Below are 18,467 nucleotides of genomic sequence, written 5' to 3'. Positions count from 1 at the left end.
GGTAAATTTTTACATCTGTGGATAAGTGCATTTTCTGTTTTAAGGACTAAAAAACATAAATTTACTCCTCAAAGCTGTTGAAAGTTGGTTGAAATTGTCTTTCTTTGCTATCTTTCATATACAAAAATATGAATGTAAGTGTCCATATGAGGGAAACATATCGAATAAAAAATTCATAAAAACCCACGACAGAGAAAGCTCTGCGTGGGTTTTTACCAGTAAACCTGTTAATAGTATAATACATTCACCTTATTGCATTTGCTGCAAGTCTCATAATATTCATTGCCAATAAAATGGTGGTCGCATGATTGTTGAATTTCACTTATCTGTATCTGCAATACCTCTATTTGCCTTTCCAACTGCTTAATTTCCTCAATTATTTTTTGTACATTCATACGAAAACCCCCGGAGATAACTATTGGTATATGCTGCTTCCGGACTTTTGGAATTCAGCCGCTTTTTCCTGCATTCCTTTTTCAAATGCTTCCTGCGTGTTTAAGTTGTTTTTTTCCGCATATTTACGAATGTCATGAGAAATTCTCATGCTGCAAAATTTGGGTCCGCACATGGAGCAGAAATGCGCAGTTTTGGCCGCATCAGCCGGAAGAGTCTCGTCATGATATTCCATTGCCCGTTCAGGATCCAATGATAAGTTGAATTGGTCTTCCCAGCGAAATTCGAATCGGGCTTTGGAAAGTGCGTCATCTCTCATCTGCGCACCCGGATGGCCTTTCGCCAAATCTGCCGCATGTGCGGCGATTTTATAAGTGATGACCCCTTCCCGAACATCATCTTTATTCGGAAGTCCCAAATGTTCTTTTGGAGTGACATAGCAAAGCATGGAGGTGCCATACCAACCAATCATTGCAGCACCAATAGCAGAGGTAATGTGATCATACCCAGGAGCAATATCGGTTGTCAGTGGGCCTAACGTGTAAAAGGGAGCTTCTTGGCAGGCTTCCATTTGCCTGTCCATATTTTCCTTAATAAGATGCATCGGCACATGCCCCGGCCCTTCCACCATCACTTGGACATCATGCTTCCAGGCGATTTTCGTCAGTTCACCAAGCGTCTCCAACTCCGCAAACTGCGCTTGATCATTTGCATCCGCAATGGAACCCGGACGCAAGCCATCCCCTAACGAAAAGGCGATATCATAAGTCTTCATGATGTCACATATTTCTTCAAAATGAGTATAAAGAAAATTTTCTTTATGGTGATACAGACACCATTGAGCCATAATAGACCCGCCCCGGGAGACGATTCCTGTAACACGATTGGCTGTCAAAGGAACATATCGCAACAGAACGCCGGCATGAATGGTAAAATAATCGACCCCCTGCTCCGCCTGCTCCAGCAAAGTATCGCGATATACTTCCCATGTAAGATCCTCCGCAACTCCATTTACCTTTTCCAACGCCTGGTAAATGGGAACTGTCCCAATCGGAACCGGAGAGTTTCTAATAATCCATTCACGGGTTGTATGGATATTTTTCCCTGTTGATAGATCCATGATTGTATCAGCGCCCCAACGTGTTGCCCAAGTCATCTTCTCGACTTCTTCCTCGATGGAGGACGTTACCGCGGAATTCCCAATATTCGCATTGATTTTGACATGAAAATTTCTCCCAATAATCATAGGCTCAGCCTCTGGGTGATTAATGTTTGCAGGAATGATCGCTCTGCCGCTTGCCACTTCATCCCGGACAAATTCTGGTTTCATATTCTCACGAATTGCAATAAATTCCATTTCAGGTGTAACCATCCCTTTTTTGGCGTAATGGAGTTGGGTAACGTTTGTGCCTTTTTTGGCGCGGAGTGGTTTACACTTTAACCCGGGAAAAATATGACGATCGGCACGCGGATCATGATTGGATTTAAAGCCATTGTCTTCCGGTTTCATTTCCCGGCCTTCATATTCTTCTACATCTCCTCGTTCTTGAATCCACTTGCTTCTAAGCGGAGGCAATCCTTTGGCAATGTCTACGGTAACATCAGGATCCGTATATGGACCGCTTGTATCATATACTCGAACGGGAGAATTCGCTTCCACTTTGACCTCCGTCTTCGTCTCACTCAACATAATTTCCCGCATGGGAACCCTGATATCGGGCCTTGACCCCTCTACATACACTTTTTTGCTTCCAGGAAATTGAAACATGACTGCACCATTTTTTTCATTTGTGAATGACATGGACATAAAAAAATCTCTCCTCTACAAAATAATTGAAAGGACGAGATCTGAATACACAGCTTAGCGGCAGATACATCAAAAAGCCGGGTCCACAAAAAAAGACTGGACCCGGCTTGAATATATTGTATCACAAAACTACCGACTAACTTCCCTACGCTGGCATTAACCAGATCAGGTCCAAAGGGTCAAGAAACTTCATCGTGTTTCTTCTCTCAGCCCAACTCATTGGGCACCCCTAGTTATTACTATTAGATTTGCTTAAAAGTATACAAATCTGGAATAAAAAAAGCAAGAGCTATGGAAAAAATGAACCTTTTGTCATGATAAGTACTCAATCTATCTGTCATTATGAGTTTCTTTCCTTCAGGTAATATTTAAAATAAGATTTCAAGAATTACCCGTTTAAAAATGGTTATCTAAATATTCGGAAAACACTGCCGGAAAAATGGTTCTGAATTTTGGCCATATGATTCCGATCCTGCATCCCGATATAGTCCTTGATGGCATAAAAAAGGCGGTCAAGGGATAGAGGCTCTATCCCTGTTCCCCAATTTTTGTTGGCGGAGCGTAAATACCCCGTTTTGGATCATAAATCTTCCTTATCGAACAGTAAAACCAGTTCTTGGACAGTATTTGTTACTTGGTATTAACATAATCTGGAAAATAGAATGCATGGCTATAGCATATATTCCATCAAAAAAGAGCCTGTCCCCCAGGGACAAACTCATTTCATAAACAATCTCGGCAGCAATTCTTTCGGCACGGCAACTCTCACCGTCACAAGCGGGTTGACGATCTGGCTGATCCGCACATCACAAAGCATGCTCAGAAGCCTGTAAGCTTCCTGGAATTCGAGCGACAGTTCCTGTTCCAAGTGCCCGACAACGCGTTCCGATCCCTTTCGAATCGCCTCGTCCAAAGTCTTTGCCGAAGCCAAGAACAGAAAAGAATCCGCGGTTTCAACGACAGGCGCTTCAAGTGTTCTGCCTTTTACGGTTCTTACCGTTAATGTTGTCCTGCCGCCAATTTCAACACCGGTTCCATCCAATTCACCGTCTCCCATGGATGCGTGAAGATCGCCCAGGGCAATTAAGCCGCCGTCTTGAAAAACCGGAAAATAAACTTTACGCCCAATTGTTATGTCCTTCGTGTCCAAATTGCCGCCATGCTCTCCGGGTACGGCGCAATGAATACGGCCGGAGGCCGGAGCCACTCCGATGACCCCGATCATGGGCCGCACAGGAAAAACAAAACCTTCCTTAAACCAGACCTGTCCCTCGTTTACCGGCAATATCCGGGTCGTCGGCTCCTTGATTTGTTCACCCAAAACACCCAAACCTTTGGATGTGACCATTACTCCGTAAGGATCAAGCTCGATGTCCTTGATTTCAATTTGAAGAACATCACCCTTTCCCAAGCCCTTTACGAAAATCGGGCCGGTTGCCTGGTTCATCGTGTCCAAATTGATGTCGGGGCGCAGTATACTCTCATTGTCGATTTGTCCTCCATAGCAATCGTGAGTTTCCACGGTGATCGTCGCTCCGGATTCAACATGCACAATTGGCTCCATGTCTGCAGCGAAATGAGTGATTGTTCTATTTTTACCTATAAACCTCATCCCAATCCTACCAGCCTTTCGGAAGGACGTTAAAGATCCCCAAAAGCGTGTAAACACCGGCACCGGTGTATAAAACGATAATCAGCGTTTGAATAAGAGGGTGGGCAAGCTTGCCACATGTCCACTCTGGTTCCTTATCGCCCACTTTTCTCGCCTTGTTAATCATCATAACCGGTACAATCGCCATCATGATTCCGGCAAAGGCACCTGCGATCGATAAAGCATCAACAAAACCGACAAAACCGCTGTACGCCAGGATAAACGGCGGAATGGCAACGATCGACAAAACAATGGCGCGATATTTTTTATTCGTTTCGGAAGGCACTTTGAAGCGGTCAATAATGTTCGTAAAATAACTTTGTCCCAACGCCCAGTATGATGTCAACATCGCGAGCAGCGCAAACCCGTTCGCTGTAAAGAATGCCCAACTTCCCAAAGCTTCTGCCCAGGCAATCGTAACCACTTCGGTCACTTTTTCCGGACCAGTCAAACCAAGTGCTGCCATCGGAACGAGCGCCAATAAGATTCCGGTAATCGCCATGCCAATGACGATGGCACGAGGCAAACTTTTAATGGTCTCTTTCGAGTAACCGCGGGACAATTCCGGAACGATGTATTGAGCCAAGAAGGAAAAGACCGTCAAGCTAAACACCGGGATGGCAAACTTCGGATTCGTATAAGTCAAATACTCGGCTTTTAAACCTGGACCGATAATCGATGCCAAAATTAAAAGAATAACCAAAAAGAGCATACCAAACGTAATAAACTTCTCTGCCACCCCAGCTGCTTTTAGTCCAAGCCAAATAACCGCTACAGCAGGAATAAAAAACAAAAAGCTTCCTAATATAGGAGGCATCCCAAATAATTCAGCCAATATTTGCCCGCTTCCGGACATATAGGCAATTAACGCACCCAATGCATTTACGGCAACCGATAAAAAGATGAGCCATGATCCCAAATTCCCGACATACTTTTCCGCCAAACCGCTCAGCTGCAAATTCTGCTTCGTGCGAAGCGTCGTTTCCGCAACATAAAGCATCGATATGGTTGTAAGAACGCCTGCAACGATCACCCAAAACAATAGAACAGGCCAACCTGCATGCCGGGTTCCGTATGCCAAACTCAAAATACCTGCTCCGATATTAGCACCTACAATTAAAGAAACTCCTTCTGTTAGAGTTAACTGTGTCCGGACGAGTGCGGACTTTCCATTAGAACTAGAATCAGACAAAAAAACCTCTCCTTTGTTGTAAAAAATTCTATGTTGTCAATCAAAAATCATTATATCAAACTAAAAAGTATGAGACCGATTACATCGAATGATATTTTTTTTAGAGGCTTTTACAATACCGTTATCTTTCCCAACCCTTTCAAAAAAATAAACATCACATTAGCCGGGAATAAAAAAAGAAATTCATTTAACAATAAATACATGGAGGTGGCACCATGGACCGAAGAGATCCGATCAAAAATGAAAGAAGAGCCATAACGAGCGTAAACCCGCAAGGTTATTCGGAGGACAAAGCAAATCAGGCACCAAAAACCCAGTTGGAAGAACGGAGCAAAAAAAGCAACACAAAGATTTAATGAAGAAGGTGAATCTCATCGATCACACATTAGGCTACTTGCGTGAAACAATGTCCAACTATGCCGACGAGGAATTCGGCCGGCAAATATACAAAAAACTTTCAAATCACCATTACAAAAATGAAAAAGAATTTGTGGATGAATTGGGAGAAGAAGAGACGGACTATTTGGATTCCGTCCTAGAAGAAGAATTGAAATACGCCAGACAGGCGCAGGATGAAAAACGTGTAAAGGAACTGAATGAAGTGTATGAGCGGCTGCCGCTCTGATGCCCGGCGTAGGGAGCAAGTCCGAAGGGGCTTGCTCTTTTCCGTCTTGAATAGAATTTAATCATATTCTATGGTTCCACGATTGTAGTGCACAAAACTCGATCGGTTTTTGAGGCTTTCGTATTTGTACAAAACTCGATCGGTTTTCGTGGTCTCCGGATTGTATTTGTGCAAAACTGGATCATATTTCCAGGTTCCCGAATCGTATTTGCGCAATATTCGATCGTTTTCACGGTTCGGCCTCCCGGATCACATTCATTGTTTTCTCTTTTCATTTGGCTTCGTTTTATGCGCACTTTCATCAAATCGTTTCATACCAGGATTCTCTAAATACCCGGACAAGTTTTCTGTCATATCGGGATATGGTCTTATCTCTTCGAGCTGTTTTCCTTCTGGTACTGAATGATTTTGCGGTTCACCAGCCGCAGTCGGCTTGGCACGCAAGACATAAGAGCCTCCGTTTTTTCCACTTGATTCCTGTCCGGTATGCTTACTATTAGAACGCATGTGACTTCACCCCATTTTTAGATCATTGCTAAGATATGTAAAGTGTTATCTTTATAAAAAGAAGTTATTCAAAAGTTGATCATTGTCCAAAGAAATGGGCAAGGCCGGACATTCTGAAAAAACGGAAAAATGAACGTCCTGCCTGAATTTTTATGAAAAGGGGCTGTCCGATAAGTCGATTTTTCTACTTTTGGACACCCCTTTCTCTGTTCAAAAATGTTGATATAACAGCATTTTTGATTTTTTAATTTTAAAGGATTTGCCCTTTTTGGACAGCCCCTTTAAACAGTTGATTACCTCAATATACGAATCAATATCTACATATTGACTTTTTAGGGCAAAAACCCTCTGATGATCCATCCGGGCTTTCAAAAGTGGAATCACATTCTATTAATTTATTTCACACCAATCCACAATTGTGGCCGCTATAATTTTAGCCGCATCAAAGATTTTTTCGATTTCAATCGCTTCGTTTGGAAAATGGGCAAGGCCGGTGATGCCGGGTCCAAATACAACGCTTGGCGTATTGCCAACCTGCGATAGCAGTCCGCCATCCGTTCCCCAGGGCGCCGCTTCGATGACCGGTTCTTCGTTCGTTACTTCTTTGAAATTGCTGATCAATAAATTCATGAGCGGGTGGTCGGTTGCAATTTCCCCGGGGACCCATCTTGCGCCAAACCATTCGACTTCAACGGGATGTTGTTTAAACCACTCATCCTTCTCCGCCAGCTTTCTCATCCATTCCTCCATTTCCGCCTGAACTTGTTCCATCGTTTCGTTGGGCGCGATTCCGATTCTCCCCTCCATTTGAACAATGTCCGGAACGGAAGAAGGCCAATCGCCGCCTTTAATGGCGCCGATGTTGATGGGAACAGGGATGGGAATGTTATCATATAAGGGATCTGTAATCCGGTCGTTTCGGATCTTTTCCAATTCCTTTACATGTTCAGTCACGACGAACGTTTTATCAATTGCACTGACGCCATGATACCTTGTGCCGCCGTGTGCTGTTCTGCCTGTCACGATAAGGCGGAACCATTTGGAGCCTTGCTGTTTCGGAAAAATTTTCATGTTGGTAGGCTCCGGAATGATCGCAGCATCCGCTTTGTATCCTTTTAAAACCGCATCCAACGTTCCTGCGCCGCCGCTTTCTTCTTCCACAACACTCTGAAAAATCACGTCGCCTTTCAAACGGATACCCAATGATTTGATGGCATCAAGGGCAATCATTAATGATGCGTTGCCGCCCTTCATATCCGTGGCACCGCGCCCGTACATTTTTCCGTCGACAATTTTTCCGCTGTACGGATCGTGATCCCATTGTTCATGGTCTCCTTCAGGGACAACATCTACATGGCCATTTAAAATGATCGATTTTCCCCCGCCTGTTCCTTTTAAAACACCCACCACATTGGGGCTGTTTTCAAATGTTTCCCGATTTGAATAAAAATATGGATGTTTTTTTAATCTCTCACCATCCAAAGCCCAAACATCGACCTCCAAATCAAGATCTTTTAAAAAACGGGCCACATTTTCCTGGACTTCTTTTTCATTTCCTTGCGTGCTCGCCAATTGAACCAGTTTTTGCAAAAACTCAATATGGGCCTCCCTGTTTTCATCGATCCATTGATTGATATGCTGTTTGATCGTCACGCCTTTCCCTCCTTTAAAAATTTCCTTAATGGTAGTCTATATTGTCATATTTTCGTAAATAACCGTAATGCCCATACCTCCGGCCATACACATGGTGACCATGCCGTACTTCGTTTTTGAGCGGATCATTTCATGGATAAGCGTAACGCTTAATTTGGCGCCGGTCGCACCTACCGGATGCCCAAGGGCAATCGCACCGCCATTGACATTTACACGGCTTTCATCCAGGCCCAATTCTTTGATGACGGCGAGCGCCTGGGCGGCAAAAGCTTCATTCAACTCGATTAAGCCAATATCATCAAGTGTCAATCCCGCTTTTTCCAACGCTTTTTTCGTCGCCGGAACAGGGCCGATTCCCATCACAGAATGGTTCACACCGGCACTGGCATAAGCTTTTACTTTTACAAGCGGCTGCAGTTTTTCCTGCTCCGCACGTTTACGGGACATCATCAAGAGTGCTGCAGCCCCGTCATTCATGGGGCAGGCATTTCCAGCTGTAACGAAACCGTCCTTTTTAAAGACTGGCTTTAATGAAGCCAGTTTTTCCATCTCAATGGATTCTCTTACACTTTCATCTATGGAAAAATAGTCAATGCCTTTTTTTGTGTGGATTTCAACGGGAACGATTTCATCGGAAAATGTATTTTCACGAATCGCTTTGGCAGCCTTTGCATGGCTGTTATAGGCAAATTCATCCTGTTCCTCACGGGAGATTTGATATTGGTCTGCCAGCCGTTCGGCTGTGACCCCCATATGTTCATGTCCCAATGAGCAAACAAGCCCGTCTGCCATCAGCGCATCTTCCATGAGGATGTTGCCAAACTTGGAGCCCCAGCGGTTTTTTACAATATAAGGAACGTTGCTCATACTTTCCGTTCCCCCGGCCACGATCACTTCGTTTTGTTCCGTCTGAATGGAAGCCGTTGCATTTGTAATGGCCTTTAAGCTTGAGCCGCATGCTTTGATGACGATATATGCCGGCGTTTCTTCAGGAAAGCCTGCTTTTTGGGACGCGATCCGCGCGGAATTCAACCCGCCGCCGTGTACATACCCGTGGCCAAAGATCACTTCTTCAACACCGCTTTTGGGGAAATTCGTTTTCTCCATTAATTTTTCTAAAACTTGCCTGCCGAGCTCAACGGCCTCCACATTTTTTAGCGACTTGCCAAAAGCACCAACTGCTGTTCTGACACCTGCTACGATCACTGCATCCTGCATGGTGTGACATCCCTCCATTATTCCGCTATTTTACAAAATCTGCAACCTGAAGCGCCGCCCCTGTAGCATTCATCACATCTTCCACTGTATATGGATCCTTCACTTCTATTAACTGCAATCCTTGTTTCGTCACCTCGATAACGGCCATGTCTGTAATAATCAGATCGACACATTTTTCGGCAGTAAGCGGCAGCGTACATTTGGGGACAATTTTCGGATTGCCATGTTTATCCGTATGGTTCATTAACACAATCACTTTTTTGGCCTTTTGTGCCAAATCGACTGCGCCGCCCATGCCGGACACAATTTTTCCAGGAACGATCCAATTCGCCAAATCGCCGTTTTCACTTACTTCAAACGCCCCTAAAATCGTAATATCCAACAACCCGCGGCGGATAATGCCAAATGCTATTGTACTATCGAAATAAGATGCGCCCGGTACGATGGTCATTGGAATCCCGCCGGCATTGCATAAGTTGGGATCTTCCTCCCCTTTTAACGGAGCCGGCCCCGTACCCAAAACGCCGTTTTCCGCATGAAACATAACGTTTATATTGGAAGGAATATAGTTGGCAACCAAGGTAGGGATGCCGATGCCGAGATTCACAACCATCCCGTCTTTGATTTCTTCCGCAGCCCGCTTTGCAATCGCTTCGCGCACGCTTATTCCCATGCCCATGTCCAATTCACCCCTTCACTTTTTACCACGATATCAACAAACGCCCCAGGTGTAACGATTTCCTCCGGATCCAGCTCGCCGGCAGGAACAATTTCATCCGCTTCCGCAATCGTAATCGTTCCGGCCATCGCTACCAACGGGTTTGTATTTCTCGCACTTTTATCAAAAATCAAATTGCCAAATGTGTCCGCTTTTCTTGCATAGACAATCGCTACATCCGCGGTTAACGGTGTTTCAAGCAAAAATGTCTGTCCGTTCACCTCCACTTTTTCTTTCCCTTCCGCGACAAGTCCATCTATACCGATATCGGTTAAAATGCCCCCCAAACCGACGCCCCCGGCACGGATCCGTTCAACCAGCGTCCCTTGGGGAGAAAACTCAATCTCCAATTTATTCTCATGCATCAATTTTCCGGCATTCGGATTAGAGCCAATATGTGATGCAACCAGCTGCTTCGCTCTTCCTTCCGTAATCAGCTGTCCGATCCCTACATGCGGAAACCCTGCATCATTGCAGATTAAAGCCAGCCCATCAATACCGCTTTCCAAAATAGCTTTGATTAAAGTCGGCGGATTGCCGATTCCTCCAAAGCCTCCGACCATCAGAGAGGAACCGCTTTTTATATGTTTCACCGCATCTTGTACGGATTGTACCTTTGTCATCATCAACGCTCCTCGTATTTATTTTCTAAAAAATATATTGATAAATCTTGTTCCGATCATATTTGGCTTAAAGGATCACTTTACGGGCCCGGACTTTGTATTGCCTTCCGGATGGAGTCCGTGTGAATCCTGCTTAGTCGGGAATACTACATGCTTTTCGGAAATACTCACGACTTTTCGGGAATAGTATCGACTTTTTTAAGTTACTCGCGATTTTTTCGAATTACTCTCGACTTTACGGACTTACTCGCGACTTTGACGAGTTACTCACGACTATGGCAGAGTTACTCGCGACTTTCCGACTTACTCTCGACTTTACGGACTTATTCACGACTTTGACGGAGTTACTCTCGACCTTTCCGATTTACTCACAACTTTGGCGGAGTTACTCACGACTTTACGGACTTATTCACGACTTTGACGGAATTACTCTCGACTTTCCGACTTACTCTCAACTTTGACGGAATTACTCGCGACTTTGGCGGACTTATTCACGACTTTGACGGAATTACTCTCGACCTTCCGACTTACTCACAACTTTGACGGAGTTACTCACGACTTTACGGACTTATTCACGACTTTGACGGAATTACTCTCGACCTTCCGACTTACTCACGACTTTCCGACTTACTCGCGAATTTGACGGAATTACTCTCAACTTTGACAGACTTACTCGCGAATTTCCGAATTACTCTCAACTTTTTCGGAATTACTCCCGACTTTGACGAGTTACTCACGACTTTGACGGAATTACTCTCAACTTTTTCGGAATTACTCCCGACTTTCCGAATTACTCTCAACTTTTTCGGAATTACTCTCGACTTTCCGAATTACTCTCAACTTTGACGGGCTTACTCACGAATTTGACGGACTTACTCACGACTTTCCGGAGTTACTTACCATGCAGGTCCCTTTCCACCTTCCCGAGGGCGGCTGCAAATCGCCTGACGAGTTCATCCACTTCTTCTTTCGTAATCGTAAGAGGGGGTGACAAGATGATCGCATCGCCGGTCAGCCCGTCTACACCGGCGTTGGCAGGATAGACGAGGAGGCCCTCTTCAAAATTGGCCTGTACAATGCGATTGACAAGATCGGATTCTCGGGCAAAAGATGTTTTCGTTTCCTTGTCTTGCACAAACTCGATACCGATAAATAAACCTTTTCCGCGGACATCGCCGATGATTTCACTTGTTTGCGCCAATTCTTTCATTCGCTCTTTTAAGTAGGCACCCATACGCGCAGAATTTTGCACCACATTGTGCTTTTCGATATATTGCAAGACTGCCAACGCGGTTGCTGCAGATTGCGGGTTGGCACTAAATGTATGTCCGCTCATGATGCTTTTTGAACCGTTTGAAATCGGCTCCATTACTTTTTCACTCACAACCGCGGCAGCGATCGGCGTATAGCCCGCACCCATCCCTTTGCCGGTCGCCATAATATCGGCCGTGACACCAAAATGCTCCATGCCGAACATTTTTCCGGTTCTGCCCACCCCCGTCATGACTTCATCCGCAATCAATAAAATGTCATACTCATCACAAACAGCCTTGATTTTCCGGAAATATTGATCAGAAGGTGTCAAAGCACCGCCTGCAGCGCCGATCATCGGCTCGGCGATAAATGCAGCGACATGCTCTTTACCGACCCGCAATATTGCTTTTTCCAGTTCTTCCGCATAAGCATCATCACATTCCTCTACCGTTCGGCCATTGGCATCCCGGTAATAGTAAGGGGGTGAAACAGATGGATAGTTTTCCAGCATTGGTTCAAAACGTTCCCGCCGCTGAATATGGCCGGACATGGAAAGGGCCCCCATCGTAATGCCGTGATAGCTCATCCACCTCGAGATAATTTTATTTTTTGTTTTGATTCCTTGCTCCTGCCAATATTGAATGGCGATTTTCATCGCCGTTTCAGTCGCTTCAGAACCGCTGTTGACAAAAAAAGACCAATTTAGATCCCCTGGTGATATCTCACTCATTTTTTTTGCCAACTGTTCCGCCGCTTCTGTAGAAAATTGTGAACGGTAAACAAATGATACTTTTTTCGATTGTTCCGCCATGGCGTCAATAATTTCTTGTACACCGTGTCCAATACTGGCTGTAACAGCTCCCGAAGAACCATCCAAATATTGCTTTCCTCGGTCATCATATAAATAAATCCCTTTACCATGCGTAATGATAGGGTATTCGCGATCTAAAACCGGCTTTATTAAATAGGTTCTTTCCATATGATTTCCACCTCAATCATCAGCTCAAATTCACATATATGCATCATAGAAAACGTTTCCTTCGCAAAAATGATAATATATGTATAATAAAATTATAGCTAACGCCATATGGACTATCTATTCGACCAAAATGTAAAAAACACCGCACTTCATTGTACTTTGTGTATAAAACTAATAGTAGGGGTTGTCTAAAATAGCGATCAGCATTCATAAAGCACTGCAGCTGCCCATCATGAAAAAGACAAGATTAGTAGCAGGGCATAAAGGGATTGAAAACAACATTAAATGGGTCACCATCGTTGAAGTATTGGAGGATATCGGCAGGCTCCAGCACGGGGAATTTTTAATTACGACGGGCTTCGGATTAGCAGAAAACGAGGAGCGCATGGAGGCATTCCACAGGCTGTTCAAATCAAAATTACTGTCGGGAATCGCCATCTATACAAGCTTTTACATGAAGGAAATACCAGCCAGTTTTATTGAGCTGGCCAACAAAAATGATTTGCCGCTGATTGAAATTCCGACGGATATCAACTTCTCGGAAATCACAAAAGCCATTTTGGAACAGATCGTCAACAACCAAATGTACCTGCTCGAGCAATCGGAAAATATTCACCGGGAATTAACGAATTTGATCTTAAATGATCGAAGTTTAACCGATGTCACACAGCGGCTGGCCCAATTAACAGCGGCCAACCTTGTCATATACAATGAGTTTTACGACGTAATTTACGCAAATAAAACGGGGAATTTCACAACCGGCAAAACGACTTGTTCCGTGAATGGCCGACAGATTGATATTTCGAAACATTTATTGGCCAGTTTGGAAAAAGAAGCAACCGTAAACGTGACGTTTGAAAACCATATTTTCACAATTTACCCAATTATCGCCAAACAATCGTGCTACGGCTGGATCGTCATGATGAAACCGGAAGATCACTGGCAGGAGCTTGATGATATAGCGATTGAGCAAGCCGCACCGATCTATGCAATGGAATTTTTGAAAAAGCAAGCGATCGAAGAAACACAATTGCGCATTCAAAGCAATTTTTTGGATGACATTTTCAGCCAAAATTATATCAATGAAAGAGACATGATTGACCATGGATTAAAGCTGAATTATGATCTTTCGTTGCAGCAGTCCGTTTTTCACCTGGCATTCAAGCATCCGGAAAACATTGATGACAACATAACGGACAGGCTTTACCATTTAACTGAACAAATCCTTATTCAGAAAAAGAAGCAATACATGATCCAGACAAAATTACATTCGATCATCTTTTTAACGAATGTAACGGGTGAAACGAAAGAAAATAAATATAAACATTGTGTTTCCCTGGCCAACGACTTAATAAAAAATTGGACTTACTATTTTCCAAACATTGAATTGGTCATCGGGATTGGCAAGGACTACAATCGCGTGGATGATTTGGGAAAAAGCGCACGGGAAGCACAATATGCCGTAAAATTAAGTGACTTAATCAGTACGGAAGCCCATATTGTTCATTATAACGATTTGGGAATGTATGATTTGCTTTTGGAAATGAGGAGAAACGGGATCAATTTAACGTCCATTTATGAAGATCATATCAGCGGATTACTCAGTGAAAAAGACAAAGAAATCGATTTAATCGGGACACTGGACAGTTATTTTAAAAATAACCAAAGCATCCAAAAAGCGGCAGAAGAACTGTATATTCACCGCCATACGTTAAGATACAGGCTGAATCAAATTGAAATCAGAACAGGGCTTGATATCAAATCGACGGAGGATCTGATGAAATTGCAGCTCGGTGTCATGGCATATAAACTGGTGAACATATTGGATAAGGACAAACAATAATGGAAATTTAAGGAACGCATGTTATTTTTAAAAACACTATGTCATTTCAGACATTTCAAAATATTTATAAGACATTAAAAAGAAAAGGACAATACATACCGTCATGACAGGTACGTATTGTCCTTTTTGCTATTCCTTGGAAATATCTTCACCGAAGTATTTTTCACTAATTTTGCCGTATGTTCCATTTTCCTTAATCGTTTTTAACGCTTCATTTACTTTTTTCAATAATCCTTCATCATCTTTTTTAATGGCAATTCCCATTTGATCCAAATAAATCGGTTCGCCCACTTGTTTGATTTTCAAGTTGTTTTGATTGACGGCGTACATTCCAACAAGTTGATCCGTGATAACAGCATCGAGACGCCCCTTTACCAGCAAATCTTGCAGCGCGGTAACGTCACTGTCGTACGTTTTTACATCGTCTGTATATTCTTTTGCATTTTCTTCAAAAGTACTGGAAACGACCACGCCAATCGTTTTATCTTTTAAATCGTCCGCACTTTTAATGGAATCATTGTCTTCACTGACAAAAATTTGGGCACCTGACTCATAGTAAGGGTCTGTAAAATGAACTTCTTTTAATCTTTCATCTGTAATCGCCATGCTTCCGATAATCGCGTCAAATTTGTCTGCCTGCAATGCGGCGATGATGGTTTGCCAAGGATTGGTTACAGGCTTGGGATTCATGCCCATTTCTTCGGCAATCGCTGTACCAATTTCAACGTCAAAACCTACCAACTTATTATTGTCCGTGTAGTTAAAAGGCGGATAAAGTCCGCTTGATGCAAAAACAAAATCCTCTTTTTTCCCATTTTCGGCGCCGCTAGCTGCTTTTTCGCCGCTTTCCTTTGAACCGCAGGCAGCTAATCCTGCCAAAAGAATCCCCATCATCATTATTAAAATTGACTTTTTCACATCTGTTACCCCCTAAAATGTATGTTATAAAACTTTTCCTAAAAACTGCCTGGCTTTCTCGCTTTTTGGATTTGTAAAAAATTCTTCGGGAGTGCTTTCCTCTGCGATCACTCCCTGATCCAAAAACACGATTCGATCTGCAACTTCACGCGCAAAGCCCATTTCATGCGTGACAACGACCATCGTCATCCCCTCTTGCGCCAATTCTTTCATGACGTTTAATACTTCTCCAACCAATTCGGGATCGAGTGCCGACGTTGGTTCGTCAAAAAGCAGCACCCGGGGATTCATGGCCAGTGACCGCGCAATCGCCACCCTTTGTTTCTGTCCCCCGGACAGCTTCTCGGGATACACATGAGCCTTGTCCTCCAAACCGACTTTTTTCAACAGCGCCATCCCCTGCTCAGCAGCTTTTTCCTTGTCCATTTTACGGACAACGACCGGTGCTTCAATGATGTTTTCAATCACCGTTTTATGGGGAAAGAGATTAAAATGTTGAAAAACCATCCCGATGTCTTCCCTTATTTTATTTAACTTGATATTGGCAGGGTCGACTTTGATGTCCTCAAACCAAATTTCACCCTCGTCTTTGACTTCCAGATAATTCAAGCACCGCAGGAGCGTACTTTTTCCCGATCCGCTTGCCCCGAGAATCACAACGACTTCCTTGTTATTAATTTCAAGATCGATCCCTTTGAGGACGTGTAAATCCTTGAAGTACTTATGCAAATTTTTCACTTTAATCATCTTATACTCTCCCCGTGTCCAGGTGTTTTTCAATTTTGTTGGTAATCAGTGTAAAAATAACGATTAAAATTAAATAATAAATTCCTGCAATGGTATAAAATTCCAATTGTCTGAAAGTGGTGGCGGCCTGGCTCATAGAAAGGTTGAAGATCTCTGTAATCCCGATGAAAGCGACAAGCGAAGAGTCTTTTAAACCGATAATAAATTGGTTCCCCAACGAAGGAATGGATCGTTTGAACGCTTGAGGAAAAATAATTCTTCTCATTGCTTGCTTTTTCGTCATGCCAAGCGATTCCGCTGCTTCCATTTGTCCCTTGTCAATAGACTGGATGGCCCCTCTGAAGATCTCGGCAATGTATGCCCCGCTGTGAATCGCCAGTGCAATGGCTCCTGCCCAAAACGCTGATAAAACCACAATTTGCGTAATCCCGAAATATAGCCACATGATTTGAACGATCAGCGGTGTTCCACGAATAATACCGATGTAAATATTGGCAAGCCACGCCAAAAACTTCTTATTCGATATTTTCATAAGCGCTACAAATAATCCAATCACGCTCGCCAGTAGTAATGAAACGACAGTGATTTGCAGAGTAACAAAAGCAGCCTGCATAAAGCCGCTAAATGTCGATGTGAAACTATCCATAAATTGACCCATTCGTACATACATCCTTTTTTCAGTTTCTTTGTCCTTTGTCATCCAACGACAGCGCATTGATAAATGATTGGGATCAAGCACCCTTTAGACATAGTTATATATTAACAATAAGATGTTAGCGATTTCATTATCCAATTCATCATAATGTACGAAATCTTTTTATACTTGCTGTATAAAAAGCAGATAAGAATTTGTCTTATTCTCTAGAGTAAAAGTATTTTTATTTTTTGAGAGTATTTCATTAAAAGTCGGGAGTGTTTTTATTTTTTCGTAAGTATTTCGTCAAAAGTCGGGAGTATCTTTTGAAAGTAGAGAGTATTCCTCCCATAGTCGAGAGTAATTTTTAAATTTAGAGAGTATTCCTCCCAAAGGTGGGAGTATTTTTTTTAAGTCGGGAGTATTCCTCCAAAGATGGGAGTATTTTTATAATGAAGAGAGTATTCCTTCTAAAGGCGGGAGTATTTCCTCCAAAGTGGATAGTATTTTTATCAGCAGATGAAGGAATTTAAGAAATATTGTCGAATTAAACGTTATATCAATCGAAATGAGGTGGATTTATGATCAAAAAATGTAGAACGATTCCTTTGAAAATCCTTATATTGGCGGCACTTTTAAGGAGGCTCCACCCGAATCATCCCGGCAGAAGCAAGATTGGGGAAGAGCTAAGATTTAGGAGGGCAGGTTACTACGGGGAATTGTCGCTGGACTATTATATAGCGCAGTTACCGCAGAAAGGACACTATATTTTCCATGACCTTCGGCTTCCCCTTTCTAATAACGCTTTTTTCCAGATCGATTTGCTCTTGTTATCGAACCGTTATTTCATCATTTATGAGGCAAAGAATCACTCCGGCACCTTAATTTTCGAAGAGCAGCAGATGCTACAGACATATGAGGGACGGACCGAATCCTACCCCAATCCCGTCGTGCAAGTGGAAAACCAGCAATATCATTTGACTAATTTCATTCAAAATCACATCCGCATCCCCCTTCCGAGCTCCTCATTTGTAGTCGTAACGAACCCTTCATCCATCATTAAATTTGATTCCAGATATGAACACATTGCGGGCCAAAAAATCATTCGCCCCTCGGCCATTCGTCAAAAGTCTGAATTGTTTTGGAAAAATAATCAAAAACCTCTCATATCGAATGCCGACCTTCAAAACATTACCCGCCTCCTCCTTAAGCTTGATACCCCTTTAAAACCTGATATTTTGCGTGAGTATCAGGTAAAAAAAAGCGACATCCATTCAGGTGTTTATTGCGATCATTGCAACTGCTTGTCTATGGTAAGGGCGTTTGGAACATGGAAATGCCGGAAATGCGGACGTGCTGATAAAATGGCACACGTTCAGGCGTTAATTGATTATTACCTTTTGGTTGGGGATACCATTACGAATCGCCAATTCCGTAATTTTCTTCAATTTGATTCCGTTTCCGCCGCTACAAGGCTGCTTGGTTCGCTGGGTTTTCCATTTAATGGAACATTCCGAAATCGAAAATATGAATTATCATTGGAAAAATTAAGGAAGTGGTCGTAGGAGTATCACGTAAAAGTTGGTAGTAGTGCTGCAAAATTGAGTGTATTTTATTCTCGATAGTATTCGTACCAAACTCGAGAGTATTTTCTTATTTTTTGATAGTATTCAACTCGAGAGTGTCTCCTTATTCTTGATAGTAT

The 18,467-nt window shown here is 43.1% G+C and carries 17 protein-coding genes and 1 riboswitch; of the genes, 4 read left to right on the top strand and 13 right to left on the bottom strand.

The genetic code is table 11. From position 1 onward, the window contains the following. Positions 1-227 precede the first annotated feature (227 nt). From AB1L08_RS10060 to AB1L08_RS10045, 4 genes are all read right to left on the bottom strand, one after another. On the bottom strand, positions 228-395 hold the full coding sequence (locus tag AB1L08_RS10060) for a serine protease (protein WP_413064520.1): 168 nt from the start codon (positions 393-395) through the stop codon (positions 228-230). A 20-nt stretch (positions 396-415) separates the two neighbouring features. Continuing rightward, positions 416-2,194, bottom strand: coding sequence for a phosphomethylpyrimidine synthase ThiC (gene thiC, locus AB1L08_RS10055; RefSeq protein WP_413064523.1), 1,779 nt, complete (start codon positions 2,192-2,194; stop codon positions 416-418). 131 nt (positions 2,195-2,325) lie between these two features. After that, a riboswitch (TPP riboswitch) is annotated at positions 2,326-2,441 on the bottom strand. 477 nt (positions 2,442-2,918) lie between these two features. After that, complete coding sequence (locus AB1L08_RS10050; RefSeq protein ID WP_413064519.1) at positions 2,919-3,812, bottom strand: acetamidase/formamidase family protein; 894 nt, start codon at positions 3,810-3,812, stop codon at positions 2,919-2,921. 7 nt (positions 3,813-3,819) lie between these two features. Continuing rightward, positions 3,820-5,043, bottom strand: coding sequence for an aromatic amino acid transport family protein (locus tag AB1L08_RS10045; RefSeq protein ID WP_413064518.1), 1,224 nt, complete (start codon positions 5,041-5,043; stop codon positions 3,820-3,822). 215 nt (positions 5,044-5,258) lie between these two features. Here AB1L08_RS10045 and sspL point away from each other — a divergent pair, with 215 nt between their 5' ends. Together sspL and AB1L08_RS10035 are read left to right on the top strand one after the other, a co-directional pair. Continuing rightward, positions 5,259-5,399 (top strand): small, acid-soluble spore protein L, encoded by a 141-nt coding sequence (sspL, locus tag AB1L08_RS10040; protein ID WP_413064517.1) that lies wholly within the window; start codon positions 5,259-5,261, stop codon positions 5,397-5,399. 17 nt (positions 5,400-5,416) lie between these two features. Continuing rightward, positions 5,417-5,668 carry a sporulation protein gene (locus AB1L08_RS10035; protein ID WP_413064522.1) on the top strand — a complete coding sequence of 84 codons (252 nt, stop codon included), beginning with the start codon at positions 5,417-5,419 and terminating at the stop codon, positions 5,666-5,668. Between the two features lie 255 nt (positions 5,669-5,923). On the opposite strand, the gene AB1L08_RS10030 is transcribed toward AB1L08_RS10035, so the two are convergent. The 6 genes from AB1L08_RS10030 to AB1L08_RS10005 form a co-directional block, all read right to left on the bottom strand. Then, on the bottom strand, positions 5,924-6,175 hold the full coding sequence (locus AB1L08_RS10030; RefSeq protein ID WP_413064516.1) for a hypothetical protein: 252 nt from the start codon (positions 6,173-6,175) through the stop codon (positions 5,924-5,926). Positions 6,176-6,565: 390 nt separating this feature from the next. Then, the gene (locus AB1L08_RS10025; RefSeq protein ID WP_413064515.1) at positions 6,566-7,828 is read right to left on the bottom strand and encodes a peptidase; all 1,263 of its coding nucleotides are present in this window, start codon (positions 7,826-7,828) and stop codon (positions 6,566-6,568) included. A 36-nt stretch (positions 7,829-7,864) separates the two neighbouring features. Then, positions 7,865-9,046: a thiolase family protein gene (locus AB1L08_RS10020; protein ID WP_413064514.1), complete on the bottom strand. Its 1,182-nt coding sequence runs from the start codon at positions 9,044-9,046 to the stop codon at positions 7,865-7,867. A gap of 25 nt (positions 9,047-9,071) precedes the next feature. Further along, complete coding sequence (locus tag AB1L08_RS10015; RefSeq protein ID WP_413064513.1) at positions 9,072-9,725, bottom strand: 3-oxoacid CoA-transferase subunit B; 654 nt, start codon at positions 9,723-9,725, stop codon at positions 9,072-9,074. Further along, positions 9,710-10,387: a CoA transferase subunit A gene (locus AB1L08_RS10010; RefSeq protein ID WP_413064512.1), complete on the bottom strand. Its 678-nt coding sequence runs from the start codon at positions 10,385-10,387 to the stop codon at positions 9,710-9,712. The genes AB1L08_RS10015 and AB1L08_RS10010 overlap by 16 nt, the downstream gene beginning before the upstream one ends. Before the next feature lie 892 nt (positions 10,388-11,279). Next, the gene (locus AB1L08_RS10005) at positions 11,280-12,620 is read right to left on the bottom strand and encodes an aspartate aminotransferase family protein (protein WP_413064511.1); all 1,341 of its coding nucleotides are present in this window, start codon (positions 12,618-12,620) and stop codon (positions 11,280-11,282) included. A gap of 184 nt (positions 12,621-12,804) precedes the next feature. Here AB1L08_RS10005 and AB1L08_RS10000 point away from each other — a divergent pair, with 184 nt between their 5' ends. Next, positions 12,805-14,463: a PucR family transcriptional regulator gene (locus AB1L08_RS10000; RefSeq protein WP_413064510.1), complete on the top strand. Its 1,659-nt coding sequence runs from the start codon at positions 12,805-12,807 to the stop codon at positions 14,461-14,463. 129 nt (positions 14,464-14,592) lie between these two features. Here AB1L08_RS10000 and AB1L08_RS09995 read toward each other — a convergent pair whose 3' ends face one another. The 3 genes from AB1L08_RS09995 to AB1L08_RS09985 are packed head-to-tail and all read right to left on the bottom strand — an operon-like array spanning position 14,593 to position 16,786. Next, the gene (locus tag AB1L08_RS09995; protein WP_413064509.1) at positions 14,593-15,381 is read right to left on the bottom strand and encodes an ABC transporter substrate-binding protein; all 789 of its coding nucleotides are present in this window, start codon (positions 15,379-15,381) and stop codon (positions 14,593-14,595) included. A gap of 24 nt (positions 15,382-15,405) precedes the next feature. Next, the gene (locus AB1L08_RS09990; RefSeq protein ID WP_413064508.1) at positions 15,406-16,128 is read right to left on the bottom strand and encodes an amino acid ABC transporter ATP-binding protein; all 723 of its coding nucleotides are present in this window, start codon (positions 16,126-16,128) and stop codon (positions 15,406-15,408) included. Between the two features lies 1 nt (position 16,129). Beyond that, entirely contained in the window at positions 16,130-16,786 is a 657-nt protein-coding gene (locus AB1L08_RS09985; RefSeq protein ID WP_413064507.1) for an amino acid ABC transporter permease, read from the bottom strand. A gap of 557 nt (positions 16,787-17,343) precedes the next feature. On the opposite strand from AB1L08_RS09985, the gene AB1L08_RS09980 reads away from it, so the two are divergent. Next, positions 17,344-18,327, top strand: coding sequence for a nuclease-related domain-containing protein (locus tag AB1L08_RS09980; protein WP_413064506.1), 984 nt, complete (start codon positions 17,344-17,346; stop codon positions 18,325-18,327). The last annotated feature ends 140 nt before the right edge of the window (positions 18,328-18,467 follow it).

It is taken from the genome of Siminovitchia jepli (assembly GCF_047228825.1).
Classification (GTDB): Bacteria; Bacillota; Bacilli; order Bacillales; family Bacillaceae_C; genus Siminovitchia.
This window is presented reverse-complemented; position numbering and strand designations above follow the sequence as displayed.

What these genes read in the sequence shown, in the direction of transcription:
- AB1L08_RS10050 (WP_413064519.1), bottom strand. Translation starts at nt 3,812, where the DNA reads ATGAGGTTTATAGGTAAAAATAGAACAATCACTCATTTCGCTGCAGAC.
- AB1L08_RS10060 (WP_413064520.1), bottom strand. Translation starts at nt 395, where the DNA reads ATGAATGTACAAAAAATAATTGAGGAAATTAAGCAGTTGGAAAGGCAA.
- AB1L08_RS09985 (WP_413064507.1), bottom strand. Translation starts at nt 16,786, where the DNA reads ATGGGTCAATTTATGGATAGTTTCACATCGACATTTAGCGGCTTTATG.
- AB1L08_RS09990 (WP_413064508.1), bottom strand. Translation starts at nt 16,128, where the DNA reads ATGATTAAAGTGAAAAATTTGCATAAGTACTTCAAGGATTTACACGTC.
- AB1L08_RS09980 (WP_413064506.1), top strand. Translation starts at nt 17,344, where the DNA reads ATGATCAAAAAATGTAGAACGATTCCTTTGAAAATCCTTATATTGGCG.
- sspL (WP_413064517.1), top strand. Translation starts at nt 5,259, where the DNA reads ATGGACCGAAGAGATCCGATCAAAAATGAAAGAAGAGCCATAACGAGC.
- AB1L08_RS10030 (WP_413064516.1), bottom strand. Translation starts at nt 6,175, where the DNA reads ATGCGTTCTAATAGTAAGCATACCGGACAGGAATCAAGTGGAAAAAAC.
- AB1L08_RS10015 (WP_413064513.1), bottom strand. Translation starts at nt 9,725, where the DNA reads ATGGGCATGGGAATAAGCGTGCGCGAAGCGATTGCAAAGCGGGCTGCG.
- thiC (WP_413064523.1), bottom strand. Translation starts at nt 2,194, where the DNA reads ATGTCATTCACAAATGAAAAAAATGGTGCAGTCATGTTTCAATTTCCT.
- AB1L08_RS10005 (WP_413064511.1), bottom strand. Translation starts at nt 12,620, where the DNA reads ATGGAAAGAACCTATTTAATAAAGCCGGTTTTAGATCGCGAATACCCT.
- AB1L08_RS10020 (WP_413064514.1), bottom strand. Translation starts at nt 9,046, where the DNA reads ATGCAGGATGCAGTGATCGTAGCAGGTGTCAGAACAGCAGTTGGTGCT.
- AB1L08_RS10010 (WP_413064512.1), bottom strand. Translation starts at nt 10,387, where the DNA reads ATGACAAAGGTACAATCCGTACAAGATGCGGTGAAACATATAAAAAGC.